This window comes from Parabacteroides sp. AF27-14, assembly GCF_003635425.1.
Lineage (GTDB): Bacteria > Bacteroidota > Bacteroidia > Bacteroidales > Tannerellaceae > Parabacteroides > Parabacteroides distasonis.
On sequence record NZ_QTLZ01000002.1, the window covers coordinates 287,459 to 308,606 of the forward strand.

A 21,148-nucleotide genomic window follows, 5' to 3' on the forward strand; every position below is an offset into this window, starting at 1 on the left:
CTAACCTTCGGGCCTTTTCTTATATATTTACACGATTAGTCTACCAACCCATGGCTCTTGAATACCTTGTGGATTGTCTCCAAAGCGTAATCTAGTTGCTCTTTCGTGTGGGTAGCCATAAGGGAGAAGCGGATCAGTGTATCCTCGGAAGCAACTGCGGGAGCTACTACCGGGTTTACGAAGATTCCGGCCTCAAATAATTCTTTTACGATAAGGAATGTCAAGTCGTTGTCACGGATAAACAACGGGATGATCGGGGTAGAAGTATGTCCGATCTCACAACCCATGTTACGGAAACCATCCAATGCGTAATGAGTCAAATCCCATAAATGTTGGATACGTTCCGGTTCGCTTAACATGATATCTAATGCCGCGTTCGCTGCGGCAGTAGCGGCAGGCGTATTGCTTGCGCTAAAGATATAGGAACGGGAGTGGTGACGTAAGTAATTGATAACCGGTTCGTCCGATGCGATAAAACCACCGATAGAAGCGAAAGACTTACTGAAAGTTCCCATGATCAAATCAACATCGTTCGTAACGCCGAAGTGATTACAAGTACCGCGGCCATGATCACCGAATACACCGATACCATGAGCCTCGTCAACCATTACACTTGCGTTATATTTCTTTGCGAGAGCTACGATTTCCGGTAATTTAGCGACATCACCTTCCATGCTGAAGACACCGTCGATAACGATAAGTTTCACCTTGTCTGGCTCGCATTTCTGGAGTTGTTTCTCCAAGGAGTCCATATCGTTATGCTTGAATTTCAATTTCGTGGAGAAAGAAAGACGATGTCCTTCGATAATGGATGCATGATCCAACTCATCCCAAAGGATATAGTCCTCACGTCCGGTGATACAGGATACAACACCTAGATTAACTTGGAAACCTGTAGAGTATACGATGGCGTCTTCTTTACCAACAAATTCTGCTAAACGTTTTTCCAACTGGAGGTGTAAGTCCAACGTTCCGTTTAAGAAACGTGAGCCGGCACAACCTGTACCATACTTTTTAATGGCCTCGATCGCTGCTTCTTTTACTTTAGGATGATTGGTTAATCCTAAGTACGCATTAGAACCAAACATCAAGACTTTCTTCCCGCTGATTAGAACTTCCGTGTCCTGATCGCTCTGGATTTCCCTGAAGTAAGGATAGATTCCCATTGCCATGGCTCTTTGAGGAGCGTCGTACTTTGCTAGTTTCTCTTGTAAAAGTTTCATATTATTATAAAAGAGAATGATTTATCTCGCTATTTATTTATTCTAATAAAGAACACAGGTTCGCCGCGTACATAATCCCATGTTTCGGCAAATCCAGCCGCAAAAGTAGTAAAAAAATAACTTATAGTAGTCGAAATGCTTTAAAAGTTTTATAAAAGCATTATTTTTGTCCTCTCAAATAAAAAAGAAGAAGTGAGGATGAGCGAACGGGATATAAAAGTACAAGCTATCATAAACCCTATATCAGGTGTAGGGTCGAAGCGCAAGATACCTAAGATGATCGAAGGGATCTGCTCGAAAAAGAACTGTTCGTTAAACATTTCTTTTACAGAGTATGCAGGCCATGCCAGCGAGTTGACTCGGCAAGCCATAGAGGAAGGAGCTGAATATATTTTGGCGGTAGGCGGTGACGGGACGGTGAATGAGATAGCGAGAGCTATGATCCATTCGAACGCGATCTTAGGTATCATCCCGAAAGGTTCGGGCAATGGCTTAGCTAGAGAATTGCACATACCGATGGACGTGAAAAGGGCTATCGATCTGATCGCGAAAGGGCATGTTACGACGATAGATTGCTGCCGGGCGAACGGACAGGTCTTTTTCTGTACCTGTGGAGTCGGTTTTGATGCCGCCGTCAGCCAGAAATTCGCGAATGAGAAACGGCGCGGCTCTCTTACTTATATAAAGAATACGATAGAGGAGTATCTGAGCTATAAGCCTGAGCCTTATGAATTGGTGGTAGATAATCAGACGATCAAGGAGAAGGCGTTTCTAGTCGCTTGTGCGAATGCTTCGCAATATGGTAATAACGCGTTTATCGCTCCGCACGCGAATATACAGGACGGACGGATGGACGTTACGATCTTATCCCCTTTTATGCCATTGGATATCGCTCCTTTGGCCATCCAATTGTTTACCAAACAGATTGATCGGAATAGTAAGATTAAGACGATGAAAGCCCAGCAAGTCACGATTATTCGCCAACATCCGGGCGTGATGCACTTGGATGGAGAACCGATCATGGCAGATCGCCGTATCGATATTACGGTGGAACCAAAGGCCTTACATGTGCTGACTCCGGAGGTTGTGTCTTTCACCAAGGAGGTACATAATTTATTTGACGAGGTAACTCGCTTCTTCGATAAAAAGCTTCCTTACATTTTCAAGTAAAAGTCTTTAGCTATAGCGGTGAATTCATCGCTATATCGATGCCGCTCGATTTCTAGGGTCAGATGAGACGACTTGGGTTTTGCTACCGGCGTCGCTGAGAGTTCTATTAATAAGCGCTTAGGAGGGGCGTCCGGTATGGGGGAAACGTGGGCTTCTCTCGATGGCGATAAAGACTCTTCTCGAGCGAGGTCTATTAAAGACTCCCGTTGATCAAAGGGAAGCACCAAGGCGATATTTCCTTCGGGTGCCAACAGTTTGCGACTATCACGCAATAAATCCGGGAGAGATAGAGTATCCGTATGCCGGGCTAGATTACGTTTAGTATCCGGGCATTTCAATGAATCAATAAAATAGGGTGGGTTGGATACGATCAAGTCATATTTGATATTCTCATCCGGCATATATTCGGAGAACGAGGTTTGATAGACTTGTATCCGGTTGGCGAAAGGCGATTTCGCGATGTTTTCCTGAGCTTGTAAACATGCGTCTGAATCTATATCGATAGCGTCTAGGATCGCGGTGCTACGCTGCGCCAGCATGAGGGCGATCAATCCCGTTCCGGTTCCCACATCCAAAATCCTCTGACATCTCTCTATGCTAGCCCACGCCCCAAGCAAAACGCCATCCGTTCCGACTTTCATGGCACATTTATCGTGCCATACCGTAAATTTCTTGAATTGAAAATAAGGATTTGCCATATCTCTATCGATTGTATGCCGCGAAATTAGTAAGAATTGAATGAAAAGCTGTAACTTTGGCACGTTTATTGTATTAACATATACAATGATGAATGTATATATGAAAGAAAAGACGAGAGTATTTTGCCAGAATTCGTTTGATGACTTGGATGACAATATTGGTATCGTAATGCCAATTCTTACAGAATGCGATGTAGATGAGGATTTCACAGAAGGAATAGAGAAAGTTGGAGACACTATACCCATTCTTCCGTTAAGGAATATGGTACTCTTTCCGGGTGTTGCCTTGCCGGTGATTATCGGGCGTCCTAAATCGATGCGCCTGATTAAAGAGGCTGTACATAAAAAGAGTTTGATCGGAGTTGTTTGCCAGAAAGAGATGGGTACGGAAGATCCTATCTTAGAGGATTTATATACAACCGGGGTAATCGCTGACATCGTTCGTGTCTTAGAGATGCCGGACGGTAGTACTACTGTTATTCTTCAAGGTAAGAAACGCTTTGAATTGAATGAGTTGACCGAGACAGATCCGTATCTTTCCGGTAAGATCACCGTGTTGGAGGACACGAAGCCGGACAAGACAGACCGCGAGTTCGAGGCTTTGATCTCAACGATCAAGGATTTGACCATCAAGATGCTTGGGGCCGTGGCTGAACCTCCCCGGGATTTGATCTTCTCGATCAAGAATAATAAGAATGTCTTGTATGTGGTCAATTTCTCTTGTAGCAATATACCGAGTGGATCGGCCGAGAAACAGCAATTGTTATTGATCGGGGACTTAAAAGAGCGTGCGTATCGGTTACTTTTTATCTTGAACCGCGAGTATCAGCTGGTGGAGTTGAAAGCTTCCATCCAGATGAAGACGCATGAGGATATCAATCAACAACAAAAAGAATATTTCCTTCAACAGCAGATCAAGACCATTCAAGAGGAATTGGGCGGGAATATCAATGAGTTGGAGATAAAAGAATTACGGGAGAAAGCCAGTCGTAAGAAATGGCCTGCCGAGGTAGCGCAGGTCTTTGAGAAGGAATTGCGAAAATTGGAACGATTGCATCCGCAATCTCCGGATTATTCCGTACAGACGCAATATGTCCAGAATATCGTTAACTTGCCGTGGAACGAGTATAGTAAGGACAATTTCAACTTGTCTCATGCCCAGAAGGTCTTAGATCGTGATCATTATGGTTTGGAGAAGGTGAAAGAGCGTATTATCGAGCATCTGGCCGTATTGAAGCTGAAAGGGGATATGAAATCTCCGATTATCTGTTTGTACGGTCCTCCGGGAGTCGGCAAGACTTCATTGGGGCGTTCCATCGCAGAGGCTTTGCGCCGCAAATATGTACGTGTTTCTTTAGGTGGATTGCACGATGAGGCCGAGATCCGCGGACATCGTCGTACCTATATCGGTGCTATGTGCGGACGTATCATCCAGAATATACAGAAGGCGGGAACATCGAACCCTGTCTTTATCTTAGATGAGATCGATAAGATCACGAATGATTTCAAGGGGGATCCGGCATCCGCTTTATTGGAGGTCTTGGACCCGGAGCAGAATAACGCGTTTCACGATAATTATCTGGATATCGATTACGATTTAAGCAAGGTGATGTTTATCGCTACCGCTAATAATTTGAATACGATTTCCCAGCCATTGCTGGATCGTATGGAACTGATCGAGGTGAGCGGTTATATCATGGAGGAGAAGGTAGAGATCGCAGCGAAGCATCTCGTGCCTAAGCAGATGGATGTACACGGCTTGAAGAAAGGTTCCGTGAAATTCCCCAAGAAAACCTTACAAGTGATCGTTGAAGCCTATACACGCGAGAGCGGTGTCCGGGAATTGGATAAGAAAATCGCTAAAATCATGCGTAAGCTAGCCCGTAAGGTCGCTAGCGACGAGCCTATCCCGACGAGCATTAAGCCGGAGGATTTGTATGAATATCTAGGGGCGGTCGAATATTCCCGCGATAAATATCAAGGGAATGACTATGCCGGCGTGGTTACGGGATTAGCTTGGACGGCTGTTGGTGGTGAGATTCTTTTCGTGGAGTCGAGCTTAAGTAAAGGTAAGGGGTCAAAGCTTACTTTGACCGGGAATCTGGGAGATGTGATGAAAGAGTCTGCCATGTTGGCACTTGAGTATATCCATGCGCATGCGGCTCAGTTTAATATCAACGAGGAGTTGTTCGAGAACTGGAATGTGCATGTCCACGTACCGGAGGGGGCGATCCCGAAAGACGGACCGAGTGCCGGAATAACGATGGTGACTTCTCTTGTCTCCGCCTTTACTCAGCGTAAGGTGAAAAAGAACTTGGCTATGACCGGCGAGATCACGTTGCGTGGGAAAGTGCTTCCCGTAGGTGGTATCAAGGAGAAGATCTTGGCGGCTAAACGTGCCGGGATCAAGGAGTTGATTCTTTGCAAGGAGAATGAGAAGGATATCAATGAGATCAAACCGGAGTATTTGAAAGGCTTGGTGTTCCATTATGTGAGTGATATTCAACAGGTGGTAGATCTTGCGTTGCTGAGAGAAAAGGTGGATAATCCCTTGTTCTGATAACGACTTTTTAGGCATATATAGGTGTGGGCTTATACGTATATACGTGTAGGCCCATATTAATATCGGTGTAAGCCTATACGTATATACGTGTGGGCCTACGCCGATATAGGTGTTTTTAAGGGAAGCGTATACTTCTATTTAGAGCATTTCCGTAGGAATTCCAAGCTGTTGCGTATCTCTTGGATATCGGATTTGAAATCATCGTACTCAATGGAGATAAGCCCGTTGAAATGCTGACGCTTCAGCTCGTTGACGAACGCTTTTACCGGTAAGATCCCGGTTCCCCATGTAGCGTCTTCCATCTTGTCGGTGAGGTCTTTCAAATGTGCCACCTTGATGCGTCCGGATAACTTCTGGAGATTTTTGAGCGGATCTTCACCCACCCGTTTCCAATGGCCGATATCGGCGCATACTCCCATCAAGGAAGAACGGCCTTTCAGCGCTTTCTCTACCACCTCGGCACTTGCGTAAATGCATGGACTCGGATGGTTATGGATCGCTACCTCCATATCGTACTTCTTGGCGAGGGATTCGATGTAGTCTAACTGGTTTAACTCCGGTTCGACAGTCACGATATGCGCGCCTATTTTATGAGCGAACGCGAAGAACTTATCCCATTCCTCGTTAGTCCCATAAGAGGCTACACCAAAGGCGATCGGCTTGATTCCCCTTTTCTTGAACTCATGGCGTAATAAAGCGCAGTCGTCATCGCTCAAGTCGTAATTTAAATACGTCTCTTTTGGGAACGGAGCGCCCAATTCTTGGAAAAAGAAAGCCTCCGCATACCCCATGCCCAGTTGTTGGGTCTTATCCAAGGTCTCCATCAACGTAAGATTGTGGAAAGTCCAAGTCTGTATACCCACCTTCCAGTCCGCTTTTTGCGCCGCCAGCTGTACGGCCTGCCCAAGGAGCATGACCGTACATAGTGCTAATATAATATATCGTTTCATACTTATACCGGCATTTCCGGAAGGCTCCAGCCTTCACGATAGGTATGTCTGATATATTCGTTGGCAGCCTCTAGCGCATTGAACTCCGCGTATTTCGTATCGAAATAGGGGTGACCGTCTATCACCTTGAAATCATCGCTGGTTACGATCTTCAATACGTCGGAAGAGGATATATTGGTGAAACGCATGTTTTGGGCGTCCCACATCAATTTCTTGTTCAAGCCTTGTAGACGGATCGCCAATACGCCTAATAACACCATCTCGTTGAATGGTCCGGAATAAGCGAAGTTGGAAGTTCCTTCCACACGGTTCTCCGGCGATTCTTTACAAGCACGGATCCAGTCTTGCTCATGGAAACCGTCAAAGTATCCGGTAGCGTTCGGGATACGGCGCAAATAGGGGGTTACTTGAGGTACACGGCCGGATAATAACCGGGAGTTGAAACCTCCGCAATCGCAGATCAACGTGTCTTTAGTACCTACGAAGATACATCCACCCAAACCGTCACGCATCATATCTACGCCATCCGGTAATAAGTCCGGACGCTGAGGAAGCATACCGCCATCGTACCAATATACTTTCACTTCCGGCAAGGCTACCTTTGGAAGATTGTCACGAGCCGGGAAGCGGAATTCTACCACCTCCGATTGAGGAGCGGATTCCGTATTGATCTGGGTAGAACGGCCTTGTACACGATCCGGATAACCTAACTTCAAGGATTGGTAAACCGGATCGAGCACGTGGCAAGCCATATCTCCGAAAGCTCCGGTTCCGAAATCCCACCATCCACGCCAGTTCCAAGGGGTGTAGATCTCATGGAACGGACGCATGGCGGCCGGGCCGATAAATAAGTCCCAATTCATCGTCTTCGGACAACGTTGTTTTTCGGTTGGGCGCTGTAATCCTTGCGGCCAGATCGGACGGTTGGTCCATGCGTGTACTTCTTTTACTTCACCGATCTCTCCGTTCCAGATCCATTCGCATAATTGACGGACACCATCGCCGGAGTTCCCTTGGTTACCCATCTGGGTCGCTACCTTATATTTAGCGGCGAGTTTTGTCAATAAACGGCTCTCGTAAACAGAGTGGGTAAGCGGCTTTTGGCAATATACGTGTTTACCCATTGTCAAGGCCGTGGCCGCGATCGTGGCATGAGTATGGTCCGGAGTAGCTACCATGACACCGTCGATCTGGTCGCCCAACTCATCGAACATCTTCCGCCAGTCCCAATAACGTTTAGCGTCCGGGAATTCCTCGAAGCAGTTCTTCGCGTATTTCCAGTCGATATCGCAAAGCCCGATGATGTTCTCGGTTTTCATGCCGACCAAGTTCGGGTGGCCTTTACCACCGATACCGATACCGACAATATTCATTGTATCACTTGGTGCCTTATGGCCTAATCCAGCGATCGTTTTAGAGGGGACGATTGTTAGACCAGCTGCCGCTACGGCTGCTTTTTTCAGAAAATCTCTTCTTGATTCCATGTTGTATAATTTGTTTTTTTAGTAGTTACTGTTAGAAATTGAAACAGGAGGTTACCATTCTATGATCTGAAGGGTAAGGGGAGACTACCACGTCCGAGGTGGCCTCGCTTTCGCCTGTGATAAATGAGTCTGTTACCTTACATCCGGAATATAGTACGAAATCCAGACGGTCTAGTATTTCTTGTTCGCTAGGAACGGGAGTCCATGTATAGCCGGGTGTGGAGACCTCGTCCGGATGGATTGTCCGGTAGGAGTCGTTCATCCCGATCTCAGAGAAAGCCTTGGTTGCCGGCCACTCCACCTTGATCTTGTGGATACCGGCATCGGCGGCCCGTTGTGTCCAGTCCAAGAAAGAAGGCTCATTAAAATCTCCTGTTAAAAAGACAGGATAACCTTCTTTCATGACTTGCTGTATATCTTTTTGATAACGAGTTACTTCTTCACGTCGGGCCTCGTTGGCGAACCGGACAGCTTCCTCCTCGGTATCGATAAACGGATAATCGCCATAAGGAATCCCATTCAATTGATAAGGCTGATACGGGATATAATATAGATGGCAATTAAACATCCAGCAGAATTTGTCTTTGCCTACCTGTATCTTCACCCCGTAGCGGGAAGCCGTACTGTCAACGACCGGATAACGAGATAAGATATAATGTCCCTCCCCTTGGTTGAAAAGGTGGAAACCTAGGGATTCCGCGATTTCCGGCACATGATCGTGCTTGATGCCGTCTTCTTCATAGATATGCCCTTCTTGGATTCCTACGATATCCGTCTGGCTAGCCTCGATCACTTTCGCTGTCTGGCTAGGGGGAAGCTTTCCTCCTAGGGTATTCAACCAAATATTGAAACTACTGACTTTTACCGTTGCCGGCTTGTCGCTACATGCGCTCAATGCACAACAAAGTATGGCTACGCAGCATAAAATCTCACTTATCTTCCTCATGTTTCTCTGGTATTTACAGGAACAAATATATTAAATGTCCCGTTCTTTTCACTACTAAGACTTCTTAATTTATTTTACCATCGGCCAAGGAAACTTCGATACAAGCTGGATGCGTTGACCTGTAGCTTGTGATTTTCGGGCGGCCTCGATAATCTCTAATACGTGTAACGCATGCTCGACATTTATACGTGGTTCCGTGTTTAATGCCATGTGTTTGCTGATATCGGAAGCACCTTCTTGCCAAACATAGCCATTGGTGTCCGGAACGAAACGCTGGGGTACCGGATGATCCATCGTCGATAAGTCCACCCCGTTCGGTGCCCAGTCGTAACCTACCATATGCATATTGCCGTGGGAACCGTATAAGGAGATCGTCGCTTTCTCCTGTCCTTTACCTAAATGTCCGTATGGATCGAAATAGTTGAAACCACACTCGATATGAGAAAGGACTCCCTTTTCGTGTTCCATGATAATCATGGCATTATCTTCTTCTCGAACTTTGATCTTGCCCTTATCGTCTACGGTTCTCTCCGGGGTTACGATTGTAGTCATGGCAACAACGGATTTAGCCGGTCCCAATAATCCGGTTAGGGTAGCGATGTTATAGACTCCTAAGTCGGGCATACTGCCACCTAGCGGTTCGTAGAAGAAAGCGGACCAAGAAGGACCTTCATGTCCGTAATGTCCGTGCGCGCATGCCAGATTACCTAGGGTTCCTTTATTGATTTGTTCGGCCATAAAGGCAAATTGAGGACTGTTTACAACGGCAGGCGCACCCCAGATACGAAGCCCCTTGCTAGTAGCGAGATCGTATAATTCTTTGCCTTCCTTATAGGAATTCGCCAAAGGTTTCTCGCTCCAGACATTTCTTCCTGCCATCAAAGCCTTACGGTTCAACTCTCCGTGAACCTGCATATCGGTCAATGTAAGCATCAAGTCGAACTTGGAACCGCTAAGCATATCATCGATATGCTTGTACCATTTAGGTATATTATATTGCTTGGCCGCCTTTTGAGCACGATCCGGTTTGATATCGCAACAAGCCACGATTTCTACATACGGGCATTTCGATATATGGGGAAAATATTGGGTAGATACACTTCCGCAACCGATAACGGCTACTTTCACCTTTTTACCTTCCGATTCGAATTTCTCCGCATAGGCGGAAAGGAGTGATAGTAGTGACGCGAGACTTGCTGCGGCCGATACTTTAAAGAATTCTTTTCTATTCATGGCATTGATTTCTTAATACAATTAGTCTAAATCCTTAATCTTCACATTCTTGAAATATACTTTACTTCCATGGTCCTGAAAACAAAGTTTACCGGTGGTAGAGATACCGTAATCGGGGAAAGCTTCCCATTTACCGCTATAACGACGCATCTTCCAATCTTCGGACCCTTCTTGGAAAGAGAATAGTTTTTCTCCGTTCAGCCAGTGCTCAACATATCCATCCTTGTAAAGTACCATAGAGGAGTTCCATTCTCCCGGAGGGTTCACCTGTTTGGTTTCCGGTACATACATAGCGTAGTTGCAACCCGTTTTCTGCCAGTCTTCCAATCCCTCTTTTCCGGTCTCGCTGACCCAAGGATAGTTATCGTCATCGATCAACTGGTATTCCGGGCCGGTTTCAAAAGGAGCTTTGTACTTAGGTCCTTCTTGTACGTGATATAAGAATCCGGAGTTTCCTTGCGCTCCGATTTTCCAGTCCCATTTGATCTGGAAATTATGGTAATTCTTAACGGTAACGATATCGGTACTTACCTTGATCGTAGTATCCGCTATCACGTCACCACCGTTTCCGTAGCCGACGATCACCCCGTCTTCTACCTGCCATCCCTTGACATCACCCCCGTTGAACATTTTCCAACCGGTAAAATCCTTGCCATTGAATAACAAGGTATAGCCTTCCGCTTTTTCTTCCTCAGTCAATACATTATCTTTTACTTCCGTGGATGAGGAACGACTTCCACATGCAACCATACACATCCCGTAAATGGTTACTAGAAAAATAGATACGATCTTTTTCATCTGTTAGAATATTTAGTTTGATTATCTCCTTATGATAACGCCATTTGATATGGTTTATTTGTTCATTGGCAAAAATACTGCACATAAAGGATTTGGATAATAGAGTATCTAGCTAAAAAAAATGGATTATCTTTGCGTTATTCAGTAACCATCTAAAAGTTTTGGTTTATGGCGAAAATAAAGCATGGTTTTTCCGGTCAGCGGTTGATTGTCTATCCTTTCTACATTATAGAACAAGCGTTGAACAACCCGTTGGTCGCGGACTTGGTCGTACACTCTATGGGGTATTTTCCGAAGGCGGAAAACCATTATATTGATCGTGCGTCCGGTTGTGGAGAGTATCTTTTAATTTATTGCACCAAAGGAGAGGGCTGGTACGTGTTGGATGGAAAACGATATGTCGTACCCGAGAATCATTTTTTCATCCTCCCGGCAGAGAAGCCCCATCAATATGGTTCGAGCGAGCATGATCCTTGGTATATTTATTGGGCACATTTTAAAGGGAAAAAGGCGAAGTATATCAGCGATCAACTGCAAGGGGTGATCCCGATCGACATGGATGATAATTCCCGTATCGGCGATCGTATCGCTTTTTTTGATGAACTATTGAATGTGTTGGAGAGTGGGACGGATGAGGCTACGGTTAATTACGTCAATTTAAGTTTCAATCATTTGATCGCCTCTTTCCTCTATGTGAAGACGTATAGGGAGGCTAAATTCTCCAAAAGCAAGGCGGAGAATACGTTCTTTATTAGTTTGGCGACCCACTTCATGACGGAGAATCTGGAAAATAAATTGACATTAAAGGAATTGGCCTCTCATTTCGGCTATTCGGAATCTTATATGTACAGGCTTTTCTTCAAGGAAACCGGTTATGCTCCGATGAATTATTTCTTGCATATGAAAATAGACCGGGCTTGCCAGCTATTATTACATACGAATATGAAGATCAATCAAGTCGCCTTGAAACTGGGCTTTGACGATCCCTACTATTTCAGCCGTATCTTTAAGAAGATAGTAGGTACATCACCCAAGGATTACCGGCACTCGTTACCGAAGTGAGATATTTACGATGAACCTAAACGGGAATTTAGGGCTGCCCTAAACGAGGGCTTAGGGATACCCTAAACGGGAGCTTAGGGCTGGCGGTATTTATTCCGGTCGGCTTCCGTTATTTCCCGGATTACACGGCAGGGATTGCCGGCAGCTATAACATTGGCCGGAATATCTTTGGTTACGACACTACCTCCGGCGATTACCGTGTTATCGCCAATGGTCACCCCCGGAAGGATACAGGCTTGCGCACCGATCCATACGTTATCGCCGATGGTCACGGGAAAAGCGTATTCCAAACCCTCATTACGTTGCTTTACGTCAAAAGGGTGGCCGGCGGTATAGATGCCTACGTTCGGGGCGATGAATGCGTTATTGCCGATACGAACTTTCGCTCCATCCAAGATAACGAGATTCACGTTGGCGAAGAAATTATCCCCAATCTCGATATTATAGCCATAATCGCATTGGAAAGGGGATAGGATAACGGTGTTCTTCCCTTTCTTGCCTAGAAAAGAGGTTAGAATCCGATCTTTTTCTTCCTCTTGGTCGGGGGGCAATTGGTTGTATTTGAAAAGGACGCATTTCGCTCTTTTCATCTCATCTTGAAGCTCACTATCATGATTCGCATTGTATAATAGACCTTCCGCCGCTTTCTCTTTTTCTGTTTTCATATGTCTCTTACTAAGATTTATAAAACGATGATTTGCGCGAAGATACTATTTTATTGGGAGGAGTTTATCCTCCGATTCGTATTTCCAAACCCATTTTTTCCCCCATCTCCTTAAAGGGGAACAGCTCTTCTTTGGCTAGCATTTGCTCGCAGGGATAAGGATAGGTGAGACCTAATTGCTCGTATTTATCTTTTCCCAATGTATGGTAGGGAAGCAGGTGTACGCATTTGATACGATTTTCTTTCGCCAGCATGAATATTTCCCGAAGCGTATTCTCATTGAAATTGAAACCGGGGATTACCGGTACACGGATCGTTACTTTATTAGCGCTCTTACTGGATATATACCGTAAATTCGTGAGGATCGTATCCAAGTTCGCTCCGGTTTCTTTCTGAAGTAAATCCTTGTCCGTATGTTTGATATCGAACAAGAACAAATCGATAAGCGGAAGCGCTTGCTTTATCTTATCAAGATTCACTTGCCCGCAAGTCTCTACGGAGGTATGCAGTTTCTCGTTCTTGCATTGGATCAGCAAATCCATCAATCCCTCGAATTGCGTGAAAGCTTCCCCTCCGGAAAACGTAACCCCTCCACCGGAATTCAGGTAATAATCCCGGTCACGTAAAAGGATTTCCATAACCTCGGATGAGGTAATTGATTCACCGACAAACTTAATAGCGTTCTGCGGGCATATACGCTCGCAAGCCTTGCACGCCACACAAGCCTGCCGATTAAATACCGGATAATGATCTTGGATGGAGATATTTCCCCGTGTACAAATCGCCTCGCAACGTCCGCATCCGATACATTTATTCTTGATATGGAGCAGATGCGGTTTCCTTTTCTGGGATTCCGGGTTGGAGCACCATGGACAATGTAGGGGACAACCTTGAAGGAAAACGACGGTCCGGATGCCCGGGCCGTCGTGAACGGCGAACCGTTCGATCTCCATGATTGATAACCTATTCTCGCTAACCTTATATTTATTCATCATATAATACCCTGCTTAAAAGTTCCTGTTGAATATTGGGAGATAAATCGACGAATACCGCGGAGAACCCGCTTACCCGGACGATTAGGTCCGGGTAATTTTCCGGGTGCTCTACCGCGTCTTCTAAAACTCCCTTATCTACTACAGTCACCATCAAATGGCAACCCCCTTTCGCAAAATAAGTCTTGAACAGGCTCTTGATGACAGCCCTGTTCTCGTTGAACATGGAAGGAGAAAACTTAATGTTTTGTACCGAGCCTCCATGATACTTGGCGTCGAACTTCGCCAAGGAATTCAGCATGGCCGTGGGGCCGCTTTTATTCGCTCCCCCTTGCGGATTATTGGCAGGATTCATATACATGCACGATAATCGCCCGTCGGGTGAGGCGGCGGTCCGGTTTCCCCATTCCGTGTTTAATTGATTATTGCTGATAACGATCAAGAAGTATTGCATACCGATGGCGATACCGCGATTGCGTACGCCTTTCGCTACGAACTCGTACAAATCGTTGGCCATCGTATCGGCAGTCTCAAGGTCGTTACCATATTTATCACAGTTTAGGCAATCTTTTCGTAAAGCCTCATAGCCGTTAAAATTAGCTAGCATGGCATCATTCAATTGCCGTAACGTGTATTTTTTTTGATTGAATACCAGATCCCGGATTACCCACAGGGAATCGGAAGTGTTGATATTGCCATACGTCTCGTTTGTCCCGCCTAGATAACGTACGCCTCCGTCCAAAAGCGCTTTTCCCCGTGCGATGCAATCATCGGTCAATAGGCTGGTAAACAAGAAACTTACGTGCTGGTTCATCACCTCATACGAATGGTATTGGGCTTTGACAGACAGATCCAGATAATAATCGAGTAAAGCCTTGTAACCGTCATAGAATTCCTCGAATGTCTGATACTCCTCTAATTTCTTTAGAGGTACCGGCCCGGATTTACGTTTACCGTCAATCGGGTCGATACCATCATTCATATAAATCGTAAGTAGTTTTAGTAAATTGATGCAGATGTTGGGCGTACCCGTACTCTGTCCTTGTATCACGAACTCGGTACAACCGAAAGGCACGTATTGTTCCGCCGTTTTCTCGTCTACACGCATTCCGTACATGACGGCCGGGACGTTTACATCATCATTGTAAAGGGTCGGGTAAGTAGCTCCCGCACCCAAAGCGTCCAACGCTTCGTCCCAGATTTCCTCGGAGGTCTCTTTATCGAAGCGCAAGGTGAATTGCGGCTCTACATATCTGCAATTTTTCGCTACTTTCATGGCGATATGCAGGAATACGTCGGCCTCTTTCGGGTGTTTGCGTCCTTTACCGCCTACGATGATACGTCCGTTTACGGTGGTACGGCGATTCTCAATCATGGTCCAAAGCGAGTGGATATATCGGTATGCCTCTTCGTCGGTCAATCGCCCGGACTCAAGGTCGGCTACTAAATAAGGGCCTAGATAATCATCCAGACGACCGTAGTTTATAACACCGGCCAACAAGGCGAATAACCAGAATAACTGCATCGCTTCATGGAACGTACCGGGTTTCTTCTCCTTGATGTTCTCTAGGGCTTGGCAGATACGCTCCAATTCTTTTTGCCTTTTCTCGTCGGCTGAAGCCATTTGCTCTCTAGCGTCTTGCTGGAGATGAGAAGCACAATCTACAAAAATATCCAGACATTGGATGCCTGCTTTGTAAAAGTTATTATCGGGTTGCTCTTTGAGTTTCTCCAGTAAATCAGAGCGAAGGCCACCGATGCCCTTATCCAATAGTTTCGGGTAATCCAGCATCATACCGGATAGACGTGCGGTAGCGATCATCGGGTACTCGCAGTCGATGAACATACCCAATGTATCCTCGGTGAGGACCTCCTTGTTGAATTGGGTCTTTAAATCGTGATCCAACCAATAATCATATAACGCATCCACCCGTTTTCGTTCAGTTTCATCCAGTTGTAGCTGGAAGGCACGGAGTTTCTTGAATACGCAATAATGCCCGACACCCCCTAATGAGGTTACGCATCCGAACCCGATCGGTAGGAAGTCCGTACGTCCGGCGATCAAGTCTTGATTCGTGATCTTGCGAAATAGCGTGGGGTATAAAACTTTCAGGCATTCCACTTCACGTATCTCTTTGGGTAGAGCGGCACAGGCTTTATGGACTGCCGTATACCGCTCCATGATCTCCAGTTGTACGATCAGAGGTTTCTCGCAAGGTAATTTCTTGCTGATCTCTACGTTTTGCGCCCCTTCTACATTGAAATTTGCCATATGATTATTGTTGTTAATATTGTGTAGAGACGGGGCATGCCCTATCTCTACAAGCAGATGATTTTTTAATGTTTGCTTCTTTCGGCTTCCCGCCAGTTATTTTGGTAACCGGTTAGTAAGTCCGTAAAACGTTTCGTGATCAAGTGCGGACGGGTGATCGCGCTGCCTACTACTACGGAATGAGCTCCGAGGAAGATACATTTCATGGCATCTTCCGGCGAGTAGATATGCCCCTCCATAATGACATAGGCTTTGTCTTTAAAGTCACGGCACATACGGGCGAATTCCCGTAAATCCGGTTGCTCGATATGCTTGGTTGCTTCCGTATATCCATATAAGGTAGGGCCAACGATATCGGCTCCCATTTCTACGGCACGTACGGCTTCCTCATAATTGGATACGTCGGCAAAAATGATAGCTTCCGGTATCTCTTTCTTGACGATTGGTAGCAATTCGTATGCAGGGTGGCCTTCATGGGTTATTTGGCTCGTACAGTCCAAGGCGATAATCTCGGCTCCGGCTTCCCATACGGCTTTAGCGGCCTCTAAGGTTGGGGTGATAAACACATCCGTGTCATCGTGCCAGATTTTCCAAAGCCCGATTACTGGTAAATCCACCTCTTTTTTAATTGCCTTGATCTGCTCTGGGTCGTTGGCACGGATACCCACGGCTCCTCCCCATTGGGCGGCTTTTGCCATTTTTACGACAAAGTCTACTGAAAAAGTCGGATCATCGTGTTGTACTTGACAGGATACGATCAGTCCTCCCTTGAATGAATCTAAAAGTTCTTTCTTATTTGTTTTCATATTTTTTTTCGTTACATCGTTTTCTCTAAAAGCGCGGCGCCGATTATTCCGGCGTCATTTCCTAATTCCGCACGGATGACTTGGGGGATACCTATTTCCTCGGCGGCGAAGGTACAAGTATGTAGTTTCTCGTTTAAAGGTTTCAACAGCAGGTCACCTGCATGTGCGATACCCCCCCCTAAGATGATTACTTGCGGACGGAAGATGGTTATGAACGTGGAGATTCCGGCGGCCAGTTTACTGATATAGTCATCGACGATCTGTTTAGCGAGGGAATCCCCTTGTTTAGCGGCCTCGAAAAGGATTTCTCCATTGACTTTATTTTCGTCTTCGCCGCAAAGTTTCCATATCAAGGTGTCCTTATTCTCTTGTAAGGCCTCTTTCATGATGCGGATTAATGCGGTAGATGAGCAATAAGCTTCCAAACAGCCTTTTTGCCCGCATGTGCAACGTTCGCCATTGTATACCAATTTGGTATGTCCAAGCTCTGCTCCCATATTATCGGCTCCGGAATAAATCCTCTTACCCATGATAATTCCGCCTCCGACTCCCGTTCCTAGCGTTAACATGATGGCATCGGTATATTGGCTGGCCGATCCGGCCAAGACCTCTCCATAGGTCGCGCAATTGGCGTCGTTGGCTATATAAGTAGGCAATGAGATATGCTTCTTTAAATAGTCGTAGATGGGGACATTCTTCCATCCGAAACAATTGGCATGTACCAAAAGGTTCGTCTTTGGATTTACGTAACTGGGCATGCCGATGCCCCAAGAAGAGATGTCTTCCATTTGCAAGCCTGCTTTGAGAACCGCTTTTTTGCTGACTTCCGCCATGTCGGCGGTGATCTCCTCGATCGTGCGTCCGGCTTGTGTCGGTATACTCTCCTTTGCGATAATCTGGTGATTCTCATCTACTACGCCAGCGACCATATTAGTACCGCCAACGTCCAGACCGAGATAATACTTGGTGCTTTCCATCTTTGCTCTTTATTTTATGAGGTCAATAGAGTGAATTATTTGTTGGCAAAGATAGAGGAGTTACCCGCCCTAGACAATGTGAGGTTTAGCCTAAAATAATGGACTATTTTTGCATAAGTGCTCTCGCAAGCTTACGAGAGTACTTTAGAGAAGAGGTGTTATCGAGAGGAGACTTCTGTAATAACCTTCAAATATAGTGTGACTGTGTTTCTTTATGTTTAAAGAATCATATCGTAGGTCGATTCTATTATTTTTCTCGATGATGGAGCAAGCCTCTTTTATCATGGGCTTGAAGTCTTCTTCTGTTTTATCTTTGTCTCCGTTGGCTAGGTAGATATATAATTTTTTTTCTCCTTGATAGGTTTCCGTGAACACTCGTAACCTATCAATCATCATATTTTCGCTGTATTTATAGTTCGGTGATATGGCTATAATATAAGGAAATAAGTCTGGGTGTTCCATCATCGCATAAGTGACGAATGTCCCTCCCAACGAATGTCCGACTAAAATCCTGTTATTTCCCGCATGGTATTTTTCTTGGATGAAAGGGATTATTTCATTCGTTAATGACGAGAGCATTTCTTTTCCATGTCCCGGGTTGTCATATCTTTTTACCGATAAGGAATCTGTGAAAGGCGGGGTCAGCTCACTTTGCCTGTTTGAATTAAATATTCCAACAATAATACAGGGTATGTTGGGATGTGTCAACTCGAATGTTGAACAAAATAAATTGAATGTGGGGGGATATTGTGCGTCTAAGACATAAATAGCGAGTAAAGAGTCTCTTTTAAGGCTACCATCTACTCCGCTTAAATAGACTTGCATTTCACGGGTCTCTTCAAAATAGTCTGAGTTGTAGATATATCGACTCCCTAATGCCTGCATCAAGTAGAAATCGGCTTGCGCATGTATCCGGCATATTCCTGAGAATAATACGATAAGAAAGAGAAGAACTGTTTTTGTTTTCATAAATAGTGATATCTAGAATTATGCAAATATAGCGAAAAATAAAGTCTTTAAGTATGTTTAAAAAAAGGACCGGACGATGGGTATCGAACGGTCCTTTCTTTAATCTTTATGTCGTATGCTGTTATTCAGCTTCTTTTTCAGCAGCTTCCTTTTCTGCCGGAGCATCTTCCGGGGTGAAGTCAGTGATGCCTGCGTTGATCAAGATGTTATACCAAGAGAGTAGTTTCTTGATGTCGCTTGGATAAACACGCTCACGATCATAGCTAGGCAATACCTCGGCAAAGTACGCACGCAATTGGTCTGTCGTGGCTTTGGAAGGTACCAAAGAAGCGGTTTTTCCCTCTTCCTTGTTCTTTACGCTAGTCAATACCTCATGCAAAGGCACTTCTGTTTCATCCGTATAGATTGCGATATCGCCTAATGAGATTACTTTATCTTTTGCGTATGCGGGTACTCTCTTGTTATCAGTCAGCGATTCAACGATCAACATGTTTTTTCCATGGGAAACCAGTTTATACAGACCGGGTTTTCCCGAAATAGACAAAATAGTCTTCAACATAATGTTTTTTATTTTCTATTAGTGTTAAACTTCGAGGTGACAAAGGTAATAAGAAAAAGTGGAATTCTTCCGTCATGAGGACAGTTAACTTCGTTGGAGAAGTATCTTAGGTTCGTTGACGAAGTATCTTAAGTTCATTGGATGATGAAGGTAAGATGCTGTAAAAGCCACTCGTCCCGCTATCGGTGATTATTGGGATTGAAGCCAACATAACAGTTTGCCTACTTGCGGTATAAGGGCCTGTCTATTGTCATTATAGATAACATAATCGGAGCGATCTTTCTTTTCCTCGTCCGATATTTGGCTGTTGATTCTGCGTTCGATTTCTTCTCTCGAGGCTGAGTCCCTCCCCAAGGCTCTTTCGATGCGGAGTTCTCTTGGGGCATAGACCATCAAGCTTATGTCTACCACTTTGTAGAAACCGGATTCGAATAATATGGCGGATTCGATGGCGCATAAAGGGGAAGTCTGTCTCTCTACCCAAGCCGAGAAATGACGGTTTACCTCAGGATGAATGATCTGGTTGACCTGTTGTAATTGTTCCGGATTATTAAAGATGTGGGAGGCTAGAAGTTTCTTGTTCAATCCCTCATTCGTATAAATCTCTGGACCGAAAAGGGCTGTTAATTTCTCACGGATAACCGGGGAGTTATTTGTCAGCCATTTACTTTCCTCGTCCGCTATGTATACGGGTATACCGGATAACGCTAATAAAGAGGCTACGACGGATTTGCCGCTTCCGATCCCTCCTGTAATACCTATTTTAATCATGCTTATTGTTGTGTTCCAAAATAAATTCTACCTTATCTGGCAATAAGGTTGCCGTATGTACCCAGTCTGGTTTCTTGGTGAGTTTGACGGGTAGGGTACCAGATACGTTTTGCTCCAGATCCTCAAAAGGTATATGAATCGAGAACATATCTTCCGAAAGTCCTTTGAATCGGGACAAGGGCACACTGCAAGTCACTTTTACGACCGCCGGAAACATACGTACCGTATAATGTGGCGGTATATGACTGCAAGAGACAGGTATTTCCAACGTCTTCTCCGTGTACTCCTCTATCGGAATCGTGATAGATACGTTTTCCGGATCGAAGTTAACGCCGTCTACCTTGATCAGTTGTACGGTTCTCGTAATGTTTTTATTCGCCTTTTTAACCTCGGTGAAGACCGTCTTAACCGAGGTCAGTGTATCCAAGATCGCCGCGGTGGCATAAGCGTTGATCTTTTGAGGGGTGATTCGGATATCCCCGGATAGTTGAAAGCCGGCTTCCAGATGAATATCGCCATTAAAGACGACCGGTATTTCCTTATGGACCCGCTGACTGAAATCCATATCTATTTGTTGCGGATCAAAACTTTGTAATGCCGTAGTGGCTATCAATTGTTTTTGAATATCGTTCTCGATCTGCCTTTTACTTACTTGAACTGAACCATTTTTCTCCTTCGTATTCTTCATGTTCACTTCGATCGGAGCAAACGATCTTCCAAAAGTATAGTTGAGTAAAACGCTACCCTTGTCTTTTACCTTTGCGGTAATCGTTTCCACCTCAGGGGCATTAAACGCTATATCGGCAGGTACGTTCTTATACTTAACCGGAAAAACAAGTTCTATCTCATATTCCTGCTGTAAGCTTTGGAGTAGCCAGAAGCCGAAAGCCAAAAGGGCGAAAAAGAAAAAGACCAAGACCTCTTTCCATCTGTCTCCGTGGAAAAAAGCCTTAGTCTTTGCTTGGATAGACTTGAAGGAATTTTGTATGTTCTCAAGTCGTGACATATTCT

19 protein-coding genes are annotated in these 21,148 nt (G+C 45.2%); 3 read left to right on the forward strand and 16 right to left on the reverse strand.

Going from position 1 to position 21,148, the window contains the following annotated elements:
- Window positions 1-35 precede the first annotated feature (35 nt).
- On the reverse strand, window positions 36-1,223 hold the full coding sequence (locus DWY79_RS03530) for an aminotransferase class I/II-fold pyridoxal phosphate-dependent enzyme (RefSeq protein ID WP_005854840.1): 1,188 nt from the start codon (window positions 1,221-1,223) through the stop codon (window positions 36-38).
- 198 nt (window positions 1,224-1,421) lie between these two features.
- On the opposite strand from DWY79_RS03530, the gene DWY79_RS03535 reads away from it, so the two are divergent.
- The gene (locus DWY79_RS03535) at window positions 1,422-2,393 is read left to right on the forward strand and encodes a diacylglycerol kinase family protein (RefSeq protein ID WP_005854843.1); all 972 of its coding nucleotides are present in this window, start codon (window positions 1,422-1,424) and stop codon (window positions 2,391-2,393) included.
- Here DWY79_RS03535 and DWY79_RS03540 read toward each other — a convergent pair.
- A complete protein-coding gene (locus DWY79_RS03540; protein ID WP_199705187.1) occupies window positions 2,378-3,091 on the reverse strand; it encodes a tRNA1(Val) (adenine(37)-N6)-methyltransferase in 714 nt (237 codons plus the stop codon). The genes DWY79_RS03535 and DWY79_RS03540 overlap by 16 nt on opposite strands.
- An 88-nt stretch (window positions 3,092-3,179) precedes the next feature.
- Here DWY79_RS03540 and lon point away from each other — a divergent pair, with 88 nt between their 5' ends.
- Window positions 3,180-5,651 (forward strand): endopeptidase La, encoded by a 2,472-nt coding sequence (lon, locus tag DWY79_RS03545; protein WP_005854849.1) that lies wholly within the window; start codon window positions 3,180-3,182, stop codon window positions 5,649-5,651.
- A gap of 137 nt (window positions 5,652-5,788) precedes the next feature.
- On the opposite strand, the gene DWY79_RS03550 is transcribed toward lon, so the two are convergent.
- The 5 genes from DWY79_RS03550 to DWY79_RS03570 all read right to left on the reverse strand — a co-directional run bounded on the left by DWY79_RS03550 (window position 5,789) and on the right by DWY79_RS03570 (window position 11,065).
- Window positions 5,789-6,604 carry a sugar phosphate isomerase/epimerase gene (locus DWY79_RS03550; protein WP_044544664.1) on the reverse strand — a complete coding sequence of 272 codons (816 nt, stop codon included), beginning with the start codon at window positions 6,602-6,604 and terminating at the stop codon, window positions 5,789-5,791.
- Between the two features lie 2 nt (window positions 6,605-6,606).
- Complete coding sequence (locus tag DWY79_RS03555; RefSeq protein WP_005864916.1) at window positions 6,607-8,088, reverse strand: Gfo/Idh/MocA family oxidoreductase; 1,482 nt, start codon at window positions 8,086-8,088, stop codon at window positions 6,607-6,609.
- A 31-nt stretch (window positions 8,089-8,119) separates the two neighbouring features.
- Entirely contained in the window at window positions 8,120-9,034 is a 915-nt protein-coding gene (locus tag DWY79_RS03560; protein WP_005854855.1) for an endonuclease/exonuclease/phosphatase family protein, read from the reverse strand.
- A gap of 69 nt (window positions 9,035-9,103) precedes the next feature.
- Window positions 9,104-10,267 carry a Gfo/Idh/MocA family protein gene (locus DWY79_RS03565; protein WP_122368858.1) on the reverse strand — a complete coding sequence of 388 codons (1,164 nt, stop codon included), beginning with the start codon at window positions 10,265-10,267 and terminating at the stop codon, window positions 9,104-9,106.
- Window positions 10,268-10,288: 21 nt separating this feature from the next.
- Window positions 10,289-11,065, reverse strand: coding sequence for a DUF1080 domain-containing protein (locus tag DWY79_RS03570; protein WP_005854859.1), 777 nt, complete (start codon window positions 11,063-11,065; stop codon window positions 10,289-10,291).
- 168 nt (window positions 11,066-11,233) lie between these two features.
- Between DWY79_RS03570 and DWY79_RS03575 the strand changes: the two genes are divergently transcribed.
- Window positions 11,234-12,127, forward strand: a complete 894-nt coding sequence (locus DWY79_RS03575; protein ID WP_005864921.1) for an AraC family transcriptional regulator — start codon at window positions 11,234-11,236, stop codon at window positions 12,125-12,127.
- Between the two features lie 74 nt (window positions 12,128-12,201).
- Here the strand turns inward: DWY79_RS03575 and DWY79_RS03580 are convergent, their stop codons facing one another.
- From DWY79_RS03580 to DWY79_RS03620, 9 genes are all read right to left on the reverse strand, one after another.
- Complete coding sequence (locus tag DWY79_RS03580; protein ID WP_005854862.1) at window positions 12,202-12,792, reverse strand: sugar O-acetyltransferase; 591 nt, start codon at window positions 12,790-12,792, stop codon at window positions 12,202-12,204.
- A gap of 64 nt (window positions 12,793-12,856) precedes the next feature.
- On the reverse strand, window positions 12,857-13,786 hold the full coding sequence (locus DWY79_RS03585; RefSeq protein WP_048927661.1) for a glycyl-radical enzyme activating protein: 930 nt from the start codon (window positions 13,784-13,786) through the stop codon (window positions 12,857-12,859).
- Window positions 13,776-16,055 carry a pyruvate formate lyase family protein gene (locus DWY79_RS03590; protein WP_122368859.1) on the reverse strand — a complete coding sequence of 760 codons (2,280 nt, stop codon included), beginning with the start codon at window positions 16,053-16,055 and terminating at the stop codon, window positions 13,776-13,778. The genes DWY79_RS03585 and DWY79_RS03590 overlap by 11 nt, the downstream gene beginning before the upstream one ends.
- A gap of 65 nt (window positions 16,056-16,120) precedes the next feature.
- A complete protein-coding gene (locus DWY79_RS03595; protein WP_122368860.1) occupies window positions 16,121-16,861 on the reverse strand; it encodes an N-acetylmannosamine-6-phosphate 2-epimerase in 741 nt (246 codons plus the stop codon).
- Between the two features lie 11 nt (window positions 16,862-16,872).
- Window positions 16,873-17,838, reverse strand: coding sequence for an ROK family protein (locus tag DWY79_RS03600; RefSeq protein WP_005854871.1), 966 nt, complete (start codon window positions 17,836-17,838; stop codon window positions 16,873-16,875).
- 144 nt (window positions 17,839-17,982) lie between these two features.
- A complete protein-coding gene (locus DWY79_RS03605; protein ID WP_008780201.1) occupies window positions 17,983-18,807 on the reverse strand; it encodes an alpha/beta hydrolase in 825 nt (274 codons plus the stop codon).
- A 121-nt stretch (window positions 18,808-18,928) separates the two neighbouring features.
- Window positions 18,929-19,366, reverse strand: coding sequence for a DUF5606 domain-containing protein (locus DWY79_RS03610; RefSeq protein ID WP_005864934.1), 438 nt, complete (start codon window positions 19,364-19,366; stop codon window positions 18,929-18,931).
- A gap of 189 nt (window positions 19,367-19,555) precedes the next feature.
- Window positions 19,556-20,137: a dephospho-CoA kinase gene (coaE, locus tag DWY79_RS03615; RefSeq protein WP_122368861.1), complete on the reverse strand. Its 582-nt coding sequence runs from the start codon at window positions 20,135-20,137 to the stop codon at window positions 19,556-19,558.
- Window positions 20,130-21,143: a YbbR-like domain-containing protein gene (locus tag DWY79_RS03620; protein ID WP_122368862.1), complete on the reverse strand. Its 1,014-nt coding sequence runs from the start codon at window positions 21,141-21,143 to the stop codon at window positions 20,130-20,132. Before DWY79_RS03620 ends, coaE begins: the two co-directional genes overlap by 8 nt.
- Window positions 21,144-21,148 lie beyond the last annotated feature (5 nt).